Raw genomic sequence first — 13,922 nt, 5'->3', positions numbered from 1 at the left:
CCGTATGCTTTCTTTTACAGAAGAGAATTATCTTAAAGCGTTGCTACTCCTTACCCTGGAGGTACAACATAAAAATGAGGCGGGAACGAATCAGCTTGCGCAATATCTGGGCGTAAAACCGGCTACCGCAACTGACATGCTCAGAAAACTAAAGGAGAAAAAACTTATTTCGTATGAAAAATACGGTAAAATATCATTGTCTGACGAGGGCAGAAGAAAGGCGGTCGAGGTATTAAGAAAGCACCGGTTATGGGAAACATTCCTCTACGAGAAACTGGATTTCACCTGGGATGAAGTCCATGAAGTAGCGGAACAGCTGGAACATATCCAATCGGCCAAACTGGTGGATAAGCTCGACAAGTTCCTGGGTTTTCCCGAATATGATCCCCACGGTGACGCCATACCTGATGCTCAGGGTAACCTGAAGCCCTCCTATAAAAAGACCCTTTCGGAAGTCCAGGAGGGAACTCAATGCCGGATGGTTGCTGTAAAAGACAATTCAGCTGCATTCCTTCAGTACGTAAGTCAATTGCATCTCGGCATTGATTCCGAAATAAAGGTTCTCGGCCGCCAGGCGTATGATGGTTCAATGGAAATTGTTATTAACGACACCAGGACAACTGTCTCCCAAAAGTTTGCAGAGAATATTTTTATCGTTTAATTACCTGGCCGGGCGGGCTAAAACGGAAGTCGCGCCTGCCAGCTTTCAGCAACATATCCAATGAACACAAGCGTAAAGAATAAAAAAGCATATTTCGAATATCATATCCTGGATAAGTACACGGCTGGTATCCAGCTCCTTGGAACGGAAATAAAGTCGATTAGGGAAGGAAAAGCGAATCTGAATGATTCATTCTGCGCTTTTTTGAATGACCAGCTTTATGTTAGAAATATGCACATAGCCGAGTACTCGCACGGGTCTTTTTACAATCATGAATCAAAACGCGACCGGGTACTGCTGCTCACTAAAAAAGAGTTAAAGAAACTTAAAGATAAAACAGAAGAGAAAGGCTATACCATTGTTCCCTTATACCTTTTTATAAGTGAACGGGGCTTTGCCAAACTGGAAATTGCCCTGGCCCAGGGAAAGAAAGCGTTTGATAAAAGAGAAACAATAAAAGAAAGGGAAAGTAAGATAGAACTTGACCGGGTCATGAAAAGATAGCGGAGAATGAATATCGGAGAACCGGCCTACCAGGCCTGGTCTCCAACCAAAGGTACAAACCGGAAAGTGTCAAGTTCTATTCGTTCATAATCCGTTTCGCTTACCCGGATAACCGTAATCATCTTCTGCGTTTTTTCGTCTCCGACGGGGATTACCATCGTTCCTCCTATCTTCAACTGCTTTAGCATTATATCGGGCACAAACGGAGCTCCAGCCGTCACCAGTATCTTATCGTAAGGCGCATGCGCAGGTATTCCTTTCGAACCATCGCCACAGAAGAACTCTGCCGTATACCCCATTTTTGATAAGAAAAGCTTGGCACGCAGAAAAAGCTTTTCCTGCCTTTCAATAGTGTAAACCTTTGCACCCAGTTCAAGAAGGATGCAGGTTTGATAACCTGAGCCCGTACCTATTTCGAGTACCTTGTCGCCTTCGTTTACATGGAGAAGCTGAGTCTGATAGGCAACCGTGTAGGGCTGGGAAATTGTCTGGCCTTCACCTATCGGAAAGGCAATGTCTTTATAAGCCTGATTCCAGAATGTTTCATCGAAAAAGAAATGACGGGGAACCCTCCCTATTGCTTCAAGCACCCTTTTATCTTCTATTTTCCGGTCATCTCTCAATTGTGTTACCAGTTTTTTCCGGGCACCCTTTTCCCGGTAATTATCAACAAACTTATAAGCCATCCCGAACAAAAATAAACTTCCGGAAATTCATTTAATAATAAAAAGCAATTCCTATTTTTATCCCGTTCTTAGCCAGTTCTATAAAATATCTTTGGGGGGCTATTTTTAACTGGAAGCAATGAATCGATGAGGTTTTTTACCGTAGCTCACAGTGCTAATACATGATATCTGCGTTCAGTGCTTATTTAAAATTCAACCACACGAATGAAATCAATTATACTATCGGTCCTGATTTTTCTTTCTCTTTATTCTTTCTCACAAACCGGAAAACCGGAAAATATTTCCGCAGGAGCGCAACATTACACGTCAGGATATAATAACGCTACACTGTACTCATATAGTATAGGATTTAAATTTTTAAGTGTAGAAGCCTTCCCGAAGGTTCTGGATCAGACTGACCCGGATGCGCTCAGGACTTCAAAGTTCAACGGCATTATCCTGAAATATAACGACAAACAAATAAGCTACAGGTTATCAGGTAACTTTTTCTCGCAACACCTTTCTTTTACCAACCGGTCTGAGGAATACAACCCTCTCCGGGGACGATTAACAGACAGCCACATAAAAGCTGGTTTTGAGAAAAACATCATATACTCATCTGTTCAGCCATATTTTGGATTTGACCTGGGTGTTAAAAGAAGTGTTTTTAAAGGAGATGCATACAGCAGGGCAACCGACAGGCAGATTACCGTCTCTCCTTACGATGTAAAAACTGAAAAAGAAGGACTCTCACTTTCTCCGGTCCTGGGCGTTAAGTTGAACCTTGTAAATCACTTTACTGTAGCAGCAGAAGGCACATTTGATGTATTATACAGTCACGAGCGACGGGAAGAAAATAATGGCAGCAATTCTGTTCAAAACAAGCACCACTGGGAATACCTCATCAAACCCCTCGGCATGCTGTCGCTTCAATACAATTTTGGAGAGATTAACTAAACACGGTCTTTCACCCTTCCAGGGATCAAACCGGAGGCTGGCTGTAGCAGAGCAAAGAACCGGCTAATACGGATCAACATCTACCTGCACTATCGTTCCCTTATTCCGCTTGTCTGTATCGAAAGTTAACAAAGCAGATTTGAGAAAATTCTTTACTTTACTGACTGAAATTCCTTCCCGCTCAATCTTTATATACATGGTCTTAATAAAGAAATTCCGCACGCGCGTAACGAGAGGGTCCTCCGGACCAAGCACCCTTGCACCCAATACATTTCTAAACTCTGCGGCGAGCCGCTGAGCAGCTTCATTCAATACAAACTGATCTTTATTTTTAACATCAATGCGGATCATTCTGTACAGGGGCGGATAATGGAAGCTCTTCCTTTCGGTCATTTCAGTTCTGAAAAGTCCCTCATAATTATGGTGGATCACCTGGTCAATCACCCGGTGATGAATATTATGGGATTGAATAATCACCTTTCCCTGCCTTTCACGCCTTCCGGCCCTTCCCCCCACCTGAGACAAAAGCTGAAAGCTCTTTTCAAAGGCTCTGAAATCGGGATAGTTCAGCAAAGAATCAGCGTTGATGATACCGATGAGCGTAACTTTATCAAAATCAAGCCCCTTGGCTACAATTTGCGTACCGACGAGAATGTCTATTTTCTGATCTTCAAAATCGTTCAGAATCCTTTGAAAGCTGTTTTTACTGCGCGTTGTATCAAGATCCATACGGCTGATCCTGGCGTCAGGGAAAATAAATTGCAGGTCATCTTCTATTTTTTCAGTGCCGAAACCCTTCTGTTCGATGTGTGTGGACCCGCATGCCGGGCACACCGAAACGGTATCCTGCTTATAGCCACAATAATGACAGTGCAGCTTGCCCGTGCTTTTATGAAAGGTAAGACTTACATCGCAATGAATACACTGCGGGATATAGCCACAGGTTTTACAGATGAGCATTGGCGTGTAGCCCCGCCGGTTCTGAAACAGGATTACCTGCTCCTTCCTTCCCAGTGCCTGTTTGATCTCCGCCACCAGCACGCTGGTGAAGTGCGACTGCATAGTCTTTCTGCTCGTCTCCTCTGCTATGCTCACCACTTGTATCACCGGAAGGTTTGAATCACCATATCGCTGCTTAAGCTCTGCAAAGCCATACTTACCGGTTTTAGCATTATAATAACTTTCCAGAGATGGTGTAGCAGAGCCCAGAAGCACCTTCGACCGGTGCAGATGAGCGAGATATATGGCAGTATCCCGGGCATGATAGCGGGGAGCAGGATCGTATTGCTTGTAAGAAGACTCGTGCTCTTCGTCCACCACGATGAGTCCTAACTCTGAGAAAGGGAGGAATACAGCTGATCTTGCACCGAGAACCACAGAATACTCTTTATTCAGAACTTTATTCCACACTTCAGCTCTCTCGTTATCACCAATCCTCGAATGATAGATCCCGATCTTCTTTCCGAAATATGCACGGAGGCGCTCAATGATCTGGGCGGTCAGGGCGATTTCGGGCAAAAGATAGAGCACTTGCTTCCCGCTTTGGATCACTTCCTCTATCAGTTTTACATATAGTTGAGTCTTACCAGAAGAGGTCACCCCATGCAATAATGTCACGTCCTTATCCTGAAAATGAGTCTTTATGGACTCTGATACGGCTTGTTGGTCATCACTTAATCTGAATTCAGGAGATAAGGCCTGATCTTGTTCATAAAGACGGCTTACCACGCGGCTTTCGGAGATAAATATTTCTTTCGTTATCAGGGTTTTCAAAATCGCACTGCTGCAACCGCTTTCTTCAAGAAGATCTTTTTTAGCCACAGAGGAGGGGGCATTCCTGCTTAATTTCATATAAGCCAGAAGAACTTCCAGCTGCTTAGGGCTTTTCTCGAGTATCTCAAAAAGTGCTCTTTTGTTTTCAGGCTCGTCGTAATAACTGTTCAACCGCAAAAACGTTAACTGTTTAGGTTTGAAGCGCTCTGCTATTTCTTCCGAGATATGAATAATGCCCTTATCAAAGAGCGATTTCAGTAGCCTGAATACCGATTTCTGACCAAGCAGCTTTGCAATATCGCTTACCTTCAGCTCCGGCTGTATTTCAAGCGCGTCCATAATAAGAAACTCCTTGTCGGAAAGCTCGCCTTTATCATAAACAGCATCTTTCATCAATACCACCCTCGTTTCGCTGGCAAGCTTCAGGGCAGAAGGAAGGGCCGCCTGCATCACTTCTCCGATGTGACACATATAGTAGGATGAAATCCATTCCCAAAGACTGATCTGATGCGCATTTACAACAGGAATCTCATCCAGGACATCCATGATATATTTGGCTTCGTACAACTGAGGAGGTGTTTCACTGATGTGGTAAACGATAGCTGTATATATCCGGCTTTTACCAAATTGAACAACAACCCTTTTCCCCACAGCAACCTGCGCCTTCAGGGCCTGAGGTACCCTATACGTGTAGGTCTTCGAAATTGCCAGGGGTAGTATAACATCAGCAAAGAAGGTCCTGTCATCCCTCTTTCCTTCATTCAGTTCAAGCATTATTTATTTTTTATGGCAGCAAGAAGCAGGAACAGCCAGCCTGCAATGAAAAACATTCCTCCAATGGGTGTTACCGGACCAAGGATACCAGCCTGCAAGCCCGTGACTGATCTCGTAGACAGAAGATATAGTGATCCCGAGAAAAAAACTATTCCCACCGTAAATGCGTAATAAGCTATATTGATAAACCCATCGCGGTATTTGGCAATTGTAGAAAGAAATAACAAAGCAAGAGTATGATAAAAATGATAACTAACACCGGTTTTCCAGTTTTCAAGATCCGCTGCGGAAATTCTGGCTTTTAGCCCATGTGCACCAAATGCTCCGAGGATAACGGCGAGAATTCCAAAAACAGAAGCTGTGATGATAATTTTTCTGTTCATACGTTTTAAAATATACTAAATTAATAAACCCTGTTAACTGTAAAAAAGTATTTTTGCTGACAGACCATGAGGAAAATAATTATTCTGAGTTCTGTTTTATTAATTATCATTGCTTTCCTGGCAGTTCGCTACTTTTCTGTAATCTCTGTTAGCAACAACAACAACGCAAAAGTATTAAAATATATACCTTATGATGCAGCAGTCGTCATGAGTTTTAACAACGATGAGTCATTTTACGATATCTTCCGAAACTATGAACTCTTCAATGCTGTACTCGGTGAGTCAAGGGCCTCTGAACTAACCCAGTTGAAAACACTATTGCTCGAACAGCCAGCCATAAAAGAATTAACACAGCAACAAAAAATCTTTGTGTCCTTTCATCCTCAGAAGGCCGACTCGGTTGATATGCTCTTCTCCATGGCGCTGAGTAAGAAAATATCCCCCGACAAGTTCTTTTCAACTGGAATAAAAGGAGTATCCGTGAAGAGTGAAACAACTCCCCGACTGTACAGCCTTAAGTTCAGTGCTGTCAACCGACCCTTCTTCCTTTTTATATCGGACGATCTGGTATCTGCAAGTTTCTCAAAAGACCTCCTTCTGCGGGTATCCGACCCTGAGTCGCGGAAAATAAGCCAGGACTTTGTTGATGAAATAGACGAGAACAGTTCAAAAAAGCTGAGTTCTCCCGTCAGCTTGTTCGTCAATCATACTACCCTCCCTGGTTTCCTCGCCTCATTTACGCGTGGAAAACCAGACGGCAATTCTGCTCTGTTAAAAAAACTTAAGGGAATATCCTCCCTTAACATGAATTTCAAACACAATGCTTTGATGTTTAACGGCATCAGCACTCCCGACACTTCAGAACTGGCTTATCTGAACCTCTTTCTGAATCAGCGGCCTGTGCTGAACCAGCTTAAGAACTTGCTGCCGGACAACACCGCTAATTCGATCCTCTTTGCGTTTTCTGACTACAAAAAGTTTCACACGCGGTTACTCAGATACATTAACAAAAGGGGGGACCTGAAACGTCTGCAAAGCCAAATAAAATTGATCAGAAATCAGAGTGGTGTCAACATTGAGACAGACATTAAGCCGTTTATATCAAACGAATTCGCGCTTATTGAAACAAAAACAAGGGAGAATCTGGGCATTGTGAAGCTGTCAAACGGCACCAAGGTTAATTTTACCTTAAAACTGATCAGCCAGCAGGCCAGCGACAATATCGCCAGGTTCAATAATTCCAACCTGTTGTATTACTACTTTGGCGATCCGTTTAAATCGTTTGTGCGCCCCTACTTTACAGTGATCGACAATTATCTGATCGTATCCAATTCACAGAGCGTCATTCAAAATTATCTGAATGACTACTCGGGCGGCCGCTTTATTTCAAAAACGAAAGAATATGCTGAACATGATCAGTTGGTTGCGAACAAAAGCAATATCCTTTATTTCATAAACACGAAGAATTCGGAACATATCATTAACAGGGTGCTGAAAAAAGGATATGCTGGTATGTTTGCAAACGACCACTATGAAATTAAAAACTTCTACGGACTTTCCTGGCAGTGGAGCTCCGACAAGAATCATTTCCAGGTGAATCTCTATGCAAACTATTTATCAAACGGCAGGAAAGAATTAAAACCCGTATGGAAGTTTAAGATGAATGCACGTATCGGATCGACTCCATGGATCCTTAAAAACGGGGATAAAAACATGGTGCTGGTACAGGATAATGTTAACAACCTGTATGCGCTGTCTGAAGACGGAAAGCGTTTGTGGGCTTACCAGATAGACGGCGGGATTGAAGGCTCTGTGCATCAGCTGAGTGACGGTTCTATCCTGTTCAATACAAGCCGTAATTTATATCATATTGAGGTAAATGGAACGAACCGGAAGGGATTTCCGGCTGAACTTCCGTTTATTGCTTCTGCTGGAATGACTCTCAGCAGCAGTAATGTCACCAACACCAGGATATTTATCCCGGCCCAGACAACAATTCTGGCATATGATATCTCCGGAAAAGTATTACCGGGCTGGAATAAGCCCCTACCCTCCAGGATACTCAGCGAACTCAGATTAATATCTTCGGGCAACAGCGATTACCTTGCAGCGGGGACTACTGAGGGCAAATTCTTCTTCTTCAATCAGAAAGGTGAAGTAGCCAGAAAAATAGAGATAACAACAAAAACGAGGTTTAAAAACCCGGTATTCGTTAATCCGGGAAAACCAGAGCTCGTAACAACCGACACTTCCGGCACAGTTTACTTCATCAATATCGACGGCACCGTATCCGAAAAGGAAACCGGCCCATGGTCTCCTGACCATAAATTTATATTTGCCAATGTTTCCAGCCAGGCCAGCCCCGAGTTCATTTACTTCGACAAATCACAGCTGAACGTTTTTAATCAGGACGGGTCTCCTGTTTACACATACTCATTTGAGCAAACCGTGAAAACAGCTCCCCAGTTGATCATGCTGAAGGAAGGTGAGTTCAGACCCGCATTTTCATCGCCCAATAATATGCTTTTTTTATTTGAAGAGGATGGTAACCTTTTCAGAGGATTTCCAGTTAAAGGTACTGGAAACTTTAATATAGGCTATCTGCGAAATGACGGAATCAGGTATCTGCTTTCAGGGACTTACGACAATTTACTTCAGGCATATAAAATGTAAAATGAGGTTAGCGATCTTTTCCTGTATACTTCTTTTTTGTGTTTGTTCTGACATATCAGGCCAGACCTTCGCATTATACCGGACAGGTACATTATATGACTCATTTGAAAACCCCTCGCAAACGGCCTTTGTTACCGACAGCAGCAGACGTTATGCTTTCAACTTTTTTATACCCACGTTATCAGCGACCTATGGAGTAAGCGGTCCTGGAGTTCCGACTGTAAAAAAAGCTTTGTACACCGGCAAATATGATGTCCGGGATTTGTCGGAAACTGAAAAAAAGCTTAGCAGGGTGACATTATCGGAAAACACTTACCTCCTTGCGTTTAAAGCATTTTACTCAGTAAGATACCATCGTGAACTGGGATTTTCCTGGCAGGTGCGTACTGATGGCTACGGCGTCACGTCTAATCCGGCTTTGATTATCTTCCAGGATTACAACCGCGTTATTAACGATGAGCTGAATAACACGGATTTTAACAACAATCTTTTTAATACACATATATACGCCCAATCCTACCACCAGTTTTCCATGACCTACAGGGAACAATACAACAAAACGTTCGCCTACGGTCTGAAACTGAGCTACCTCAGCGGTATCGCTTATAGTAAGTTGAAGGTCAATTCATCGAATATCCAGTTCGATCCCGGACTGGACGATTATAGCCTTTACCTGGATGGTGATCTCAGGACCAATGTGTATTATGATGATATGGGGCGTAAGATGCTGATCCCCGGAATAAAGAACCCCGGTTTATCACTCAGTCTCAGTACAGATCACAAGCTGAAACAAGGCTGGAATATCATGGCAAACGTTAAAGATCTGGGATTCATCAGATGGAGTAAAAACTCCTATATCTTCAGAGATAAGGATTACAAAATTAAGGCAAGTGCCGTAGACGACAGTTTGTGGAAAGACATAAAAAAGCAACTGAAGAACAAGAGTTACATCACTCCGGTCAACTCAAAGGCCGAAATTCTGGTAAACAAAGATTTAGGCGATTTCGACTCCAACCTCATTCTTTCCAAAAATCTCTTTTATAAGGGCGGGGATATCGCCTGGGTAAATTCCTATCAATACAAGTCACTTCACTTCAGTGCAACGGCGGACTATAATCTTAACCGCTTCTTCCAGGCGGGCGCTCAGGTAATGATAAAGTCTCCCAATGTAGAATTCTTTCTTGGAAGCGATCAGATATTTAAAACTGCTGAGACTAAAACTGCTCTCGTTAATTCAGACGGAACAGGAGGAAAAGGCAACATGGGCGCATCTGTATACCTCGGATTTTCAATGAAGTTCGGCAGGCTGATGAGCCGCTGGCAAAACGACACGTACATCCCCGGAATTAACATCAAAACTTCAGAAAATACAGGATTTTTCAAAAAGCTCTTCGGCAAACGGTCGGAGTACTAAATTTTCTTTCCGGCAGCCGGATTACCCGCAATAAAATCCTTCAGGTAATAGGGTTCGAAATAAGCAGTATCTTCGAACCGGCTATTCTGATAATTGCGGTAAGCCAGAGATGTTAAACCTGATGAAGAATTAAAAAAGTCATCTGCAAACAGGGCGTTCGGCGAGAGGCCAAGTACCTCGCGGCATTTATCAGCACCATCCCCAAAGAAAACGATCCTGTGGCTTTTCAGAAGCTCCGCAAATGAACTTTCGTCAATGATCTTTGCCTCAACAGGACTTATCATTTGCAATTCCTGGTCGTATACGGCGGTGTAGACTTCCATCCTCCTGGCATCGATCATAGGACAAAACAATGCATCCGGATAAGATCCCAGTCCTTTCATTTTCCATGCCATAGCTTCCAGCGTATTAACAGATATAAGAGGAATATCCATTGCATAACAGATACCCTTAGCTGTGGATACTCCAATTCTCAAACCTGTATACGACCCGGGGCCCATACTGACAGCAACAGCCTCCACCTGCTCCATCCGCACACCCGCACTTTGAAGAACTTCGTTAATGAATAGTGTAAGTGATGATGCATGAACGTTCGGTTGATTCACTTCTTTTACAGAGAGTATTTCACCGTCTCTGGCTAATGCAGCCGAACAGCTCGTTGTGGAAGTTTCTATTTGGAGAATAAGTGCCATTTGAAGGCAAAGATGCAAATAGGAAATGTGAATGAAAAGTTTAATATGTTTTTAAGGAACGGGGTCGTGTCCATGGCCTCCCCAGGGATGACATTTTGAGAGACGTTTGAGAGTGAGCCACCCACCCTTAAAAGGGCCATGCTTCTTTATTGCTTCAACCCCGTACTGGGAGCATGTTGGCGTATACCGGCAGGATGCACCCAGAAGCGGCGACAGAAGATACTGGTAAAGGCGTATCAACAGCAGGAATATAACGGCAAAGCACTTTTTAATTATCCTTATGACCATCTTCGCTATAAATCTTATTCAATTGCCTGAATACAGCCTGTAGCTTTTTATCCATCATACTAAAATTCACTATTTCCTTTCCAACATATTGCAAAGAAAGCAGGATTTGCATATTACGCTCTTTTAAAAATGAATAAAAAAGATCATGCTTATGAAGACGGTAAACTTCACGGATGCGACGTTTGATCAGGTTCCGGTCATGCGCCCTTCTAAACCGCCGTTTAGGCACCACAATGACAACTTGTGAAGGATAATTTACAGGAAGGACTTCGCGAAGGTAAACTACCTTAAAAGGATATACAAGAAAAGAAGAACCGCTACTAAAAAGCTGATCCAGCAGCTTCTTACTACATAACCGTTCTTCTTTTTTAAATGTATACATGTTTGATTGCCCTAAGTCTGCCTTTGCAGATGATCTGCAGACCACTGTGGCTGCAATCAAAACTAAGATAAAAATGCTTTAAATGCCTTCAGAAAAGCACATAAAACATTTTTACCAGCTTCACCTATAGTGAATCAATTATGCTTTATGACGACGTTCGTCAGACACTGATAATCTTTTTCTGCCCTTAGCTCTTCTGGAAGCTAAAACCCTTCTACCATTAGCGGTGCTCATACGCTCTCTGAACCCGTGCTTATTTCTTCTTTTTCTCTGAGAAGGTTGAAATGTTCTTTTCATGACTTTATAAAAATGTAGCTCTTAAAAACAAAGAGCGCAAATATAGGGAGTTTTTTCTCAAAATCAAATTATATTTCAGTATTGGTAACAGGTTCATTTCAATCAGACACATTATCATTCTTCTATCATTATTTATCTGCATCATACCCCTTAAACCATCAGCCTCTTTCATTTTTTATTACATTTGCCAGCAAGGCCGGGCAACCAGCTACCGGCGGAAACCACAAGCGGGTTATGGGACATATATCAGAATTTGGCAAGATTTTAATCATTCTTCTTACCGGGATACTTTTAGTAACCCTAACCTTGCTGCTTTCGAAAATGCTGGCTCCCAAAAAGCCCACGCCGCTAAAGCTCAGTTCCTATGAATGCGGAGAAGAAACTTCCGGAAATTCATGGGTACAGTTTAACAGCAGGTTTTATGTTATTGCTTTGATCTTCCTGCTTTTCGATGTAGAAATGATCTTTATATTTCCGTGGTCGACGGTCTTCGCCCAAAAAGAACTGCTGGCTGTATCTCCCTCCTGGGGATGGCTTACATTGACAGAAATGTTTGTGTTTGTGGGGATCCTTTTGCTGGGTCTGGTATATGTGTGGAAACGCGGAGATCTGGAGTGGATAAAACCGGAGCCGAAGCTTCCGGAGGTGAAAACGGCGATACCAGCGTCAGCTTATGACCGCATCAACCAGGAAACTTACAAGATCAGACCGTTCTCCGTTCATAGCAGCCGGGAAGACGTGATTAAAGAAAGCAGCACATCAGTTACAGGAACGAAGCCTGCATTTAAACCAACATTTAAAAGAGTACAGAAATGAGTTTAGAGAAGATGCCGCAGGACGGGGGTATTATTGTCACAAAACTGGATGACCTGCTAAACTGGGCACGCTTGTCTTCCCTGTGGCCGGTTAGCTTCGGCATCGCATGCTGCGCCATTGAAATGATGGGAGCCTACTCTTCAAATTTCGATCTCGACCGGCTTGGAGTCTTCCCGAGGCCAACCCCCCGGCAGAGCGATGTTATCATCATTGCCGGTACAGTGACCTTCAAAATGGCCGACCGGATCAAACGTCTCTACGAACAAATGCCCGACCCTAAATATGTTATTTCCATGGGATCCTGTTCCAATTGCGGTGGTCCTTACTGGCAGCATGGCTATCATGTGGTAAAAGGTGTTGACAGGATAATCCCGGTCGACGTTTATGTTCAGGGCTGTCCTCCCCGCCCGGAAGCACTCATCGGGGCAATTCTGGAACTTCAGAAAAAAATAAAAGGCGAAAGCCTCCTTAGCAGCTAAGAAGCGCCGCCGAATTCGCTTTTCTCGCAGAATTCAGTTAAACTTGCAACAATGAAAGCATTTTACGGAGACATGCGTGTCGGAATTCTTGGCGGCGGTCAGCTGGGTCGCATGCTGATTCAGGATGCCATCAACTACAATGTTAATATCCGGGTGTTAGATCCCGATCCAGACGCTTCCTGCAAAAACCTGTGTGATAAGTTCATTACAGGATCTTTAACTGATTACGAAACTGTCTATAATTTCGGGAAACAGACGGATCTGCTCACAATTGAAATTGAAAAAGTAAATGTGGATGCACTCCAGCAGCTCGAAGAAGAAGGAGTATTAGTATACCCACAGCCACGCGTAATCCGCTTAATACAGGACAAAGGGCTTCAGAAAGAATTTTTCAAACAACATGGAATTCCAACGGCACCTTTCCAGTTAATTTCGTCAAGAGAAGCGCTGAAGAAGGCCAGTCTGAATTATCCTTTCGTACAAAAGCTTAGAAAAGACGGCTACGACGGACGTGGGGTATATAAAGTGCGCTCAGCGGAAGATCTTCCGGATGCCTTCGAAGCGCCGAGCATTATTGAGGAATGGGTAGATTTCGAAAAAGAAATAGCCGTCATCGTTGCCAGAAATGAAAACGGTGATACAAAAGCATTTCCCTGTGTGGAAATGGAATTCAATCCGGATGCAAATCTTGTGGAGTTTCTTATATCTCCCTCTGCCCTTCCGCTTGAAATCCAGAACAGGGCTGAGATCCTTGCACTTGAGATAGCAAAATCATTAAAAATTGTCGGCCTTCTGGCCGTAGAAATGTTTCTGACGAAAGACGGAAGCGTTCTTGTCAATGAACTGGCGCCCCGTCCGCACAACAGCGGCCACCATACTATTGAAGGAAACTACGTATCTCAATTTGAGCAGCATCTTCGTGCTATTTTCAATCTTCCCTTAGGTGATATCAGGCCTGTCACAAATGCCGTGATGATCAACCTGCTGGGAGAAAAAGGATACGAAGGAATGGCTCTTTATGAAGGCCTGGAAGAAGTACTGAAACTGGACGGCGTCTACGTCCATCTTTACGGCAAAAAATACACAAAACCATTCAGAAAAATGGGGCACGTAACGATCATTGATGATGTAAGGACTAAGGCTATTGAAAAAGCACGCCTTGTT

Annotated in this window: 15 protein-coding genes; 8 read left to right on the top strand and 7 right to left on the bottom strand. The window is 43.4% G+C overall.

Annotation, left to right across the window (positions count from 1 at the left end; all coding sequences use genetic code 11):
* Window positions 1–4 precede the first annotated feature (4 nt).
* Window positions 5–661 (top strand): metal-dependent transcriptional regulator, encoded by a 657-nt coding sequence (locus tag DDR33_RS10515; RefSeq protein WP_109415729.1) that lies wholly within the window; start codon window positions 5–7, stop codon window positions 659–661.
* Window positions 662–721: 60 nt separating this feature from the next.
* Window positions 722–1,165, top strand: a complete 444-nt coding sequence (gene smpB, locus DDR33_RS10510; RefSeq protein ID WP_109415728.1) for an SsrA-binding protein SmpB — start codon at window positions 722–724, stop codon at window positions 1,163–1,165.
* Between the two features lie 26 nt (window positions 1,166–1,191).
* Here the strand turns inward: smpB and DDR33_RS10505 are convergent, their stop codons facing one another.
* On the bottom strand, window positions 1,192–1,851 hold the full coding sequence (locus DDR33_RS10505) for a protein-L-isoaspartate(D-aspartate) O-methyltransferase (protein WP_109415727.1): 660 nt from the start codon (window positions 1,849–1,851) through the stop codon (window positions 1,192–1,194).
* A 204-nt stretch (window positions 1,852–2,055) separates the two neighbouring features.
* Here DDR33_RS10505 and DDR33_RS10500 point away from each other — a divergent pair, with 204 nt between their 5' ends.
* Entirely contained in the window at window positions 2,056–2,787 is a 732-nt protein-coding gene (locus DDR33_RS10500) for a hypothetical protein (RefSeq protein WP_109415726.1), read from the top strand.
* Window positions 2,788–2,850: 63 nt separating this feature from the next.
* Here the strand turns inward: DDR33_RS10500 and priA are convergent, their stop codons facing one another.
* Window positions 2,851–5,334, bottom strand: a complete 2,484-nt coding sequence (gene priA, locus DDR33_RS10495) for a replication restart helicase PriA (RefSeq protein WP_109415725.1) — start codon at window positions 5,332–5,334, stop codon at window positions 2,851–2,853.
* Window positions 5,334–5,717, bottom strand: coding sequence for a DUF423 domain-containing protein (locus DDR33_RS10490; protein WP_109415724.1), 384 nt, complete (start codon window positions 5,715–5,717; stop codon window positions 5,334–5,336). The genes priA and DDR33_RS10490 overlap by 1 nt, the downstream gene beginning before the upstream one ends.
* A gap of 66 nt (window positions 5,718–5,783) precedes the next feature.
* Between DDR33_RS10490 and DDR33_RS10485 the strand changes: the two genes are divergently transcribed.
* Both DDR33_RS10485 and DDR33_RS10480 read left to right on the top strand, forming a co-directional pair.
* A complete protein-coding gene (locus DDR33_RS10485) occupies window positions 5,784–8,390 on the top strand; it encodes a DUF3352 domain-containing protein (RefSeq protein WP_109415723.1) in 2,607 nt (868 codons plus the stop codon).
* A gap of 1 nt (window position 8,391) precedes the next feature.
* Window positions 8,392–9,804, top strand: a complete 1,413-nt coding sequence (locus DDR33_RS10480) for a DUF5723 family protein (protein ID WP_109415722.1) — start codon at window positions 8,392–8,394, stop codon at window positions 9,802–9,804.
* Here DDR33_RS10480 and tsaB read toward each other — a convergent pair.
* The 4 genes from tsaB to rpmH all read right to left on the bottom strand — a co-directional run bounded on the left by tsaB (window position 9,801) and on the right by rpmH (window position 11,463).
* Entirely contained in the window at window positions 9,801–10,496 is a 696-nt protein-coding gene (tsaB, locus tag DDR33_RS10475; RefSeq protein ID WP_109415721.1) for a tRNA (adenosine(37)-N6)-threonylcarbamoyltransferase complex dimerization subunit type 1 TsaB, read from the bottom strand. The two genes, DDR33_RS10480 and tsaB, sit on opposite strands and share 4 nt — an antisense overlap.
* Before the next feature lie 51 nt (window positions 10,497–10,547).
* Window positions 10,548–10,784, bottom strand: coding sequence for a membrane protein insertion efficiency factor YidD (gene yidD / locus DDR33_RS10470; protein WP_109415720.1), 237 nt, complete (start codon window positions 10,782–10,784; stop codon window positions 10,548–10,550).
* Window positions 10,765–11,166 (bottom strand): ribonuclease P protein component, encoded by a 402-nt coding sequence (locus DDR33_RS10465; protein ID WP_109415719.1) that lies wholly within the window; start codon window positions 11,164–11,166, stop codon window positions 10,765–10,767. Before DDR33_RS10465 ends, yidD begins: the two co-directional genes overlap by 20 nt.
* 138 nt (window positions 11,167–11,304) lie before the next feature.
* Window positions 11,305–11,463 (bottom strand): 50S ribosomal protein L34, encoded by a 159-nt coding sequence (rpmH, locus tag DDR33_RS10460; protein ID WP_092390256.1) that lies wholly within the window; start codon window positions 11,461–11,463, stop codon window positions 11,305–11,307.
* 234 nt (window positions 11,464–11,697) lie between these two features.
* Between rpmH and DDR33_RS10455 the strand changes: the two genes are divergently transcribed.
* From DDR33_RS10455 to DDR33_RS10445, 3 genes are all read left to right on the top strand, one after another.
* The gene (locus DDR33_RS10455) at window positions 11,698–12,279 is read left to right on the top strand and encodes an NADH-quinone oxidoreductase subunit A (RefSeq protein ID WP_109415779.1); all 582 of its coding nucleotides are present in this window, start codon (window positions 11,698–11,700) and stop codon (window positions 12,277–12,279) included.
* Entirely contained in the window at window positions 12,276–12,758 is a 483-nt protein-coding gene (locus DDR33_RS10450; RefSeq protein WP_109415718.1) for an NADH-quinone oxidoreductase subunit B, read from the top strand. Before DDR33_RS10455 ends, DDR33_RS10450 begins: the two co-directional genes overlap by 4 nt.
* Before the next feature lie 51 nt (window positions 12,759–12,809).
* On the top strand, window positions 12,810–13,922 hold a 1,113-nt coding region (locus DDR33_RS10445; RefSeq protein ID WP_109415778.1), incomplete at its 3' end, for a 5-(carboxyamino)imidazole ribonucleotide synthase.

It is taken from the genome of Pararcticibacter amylolyticus, from assembly GCF_003130405.1.
In the GTDB taxonomy this organism is placed as follows: domain Bacteria; phylum Bacteroidota; class Bacteroidia; order Sphingobacteriales; family Sphingobacteriaceae; genus Arcticibacter; species Arcticibacter amylolyticus.
Note: the sequence above shows the minus strand (reverse complement) of the source record. Positions and strands in the feature narration are given on the sequence as shown.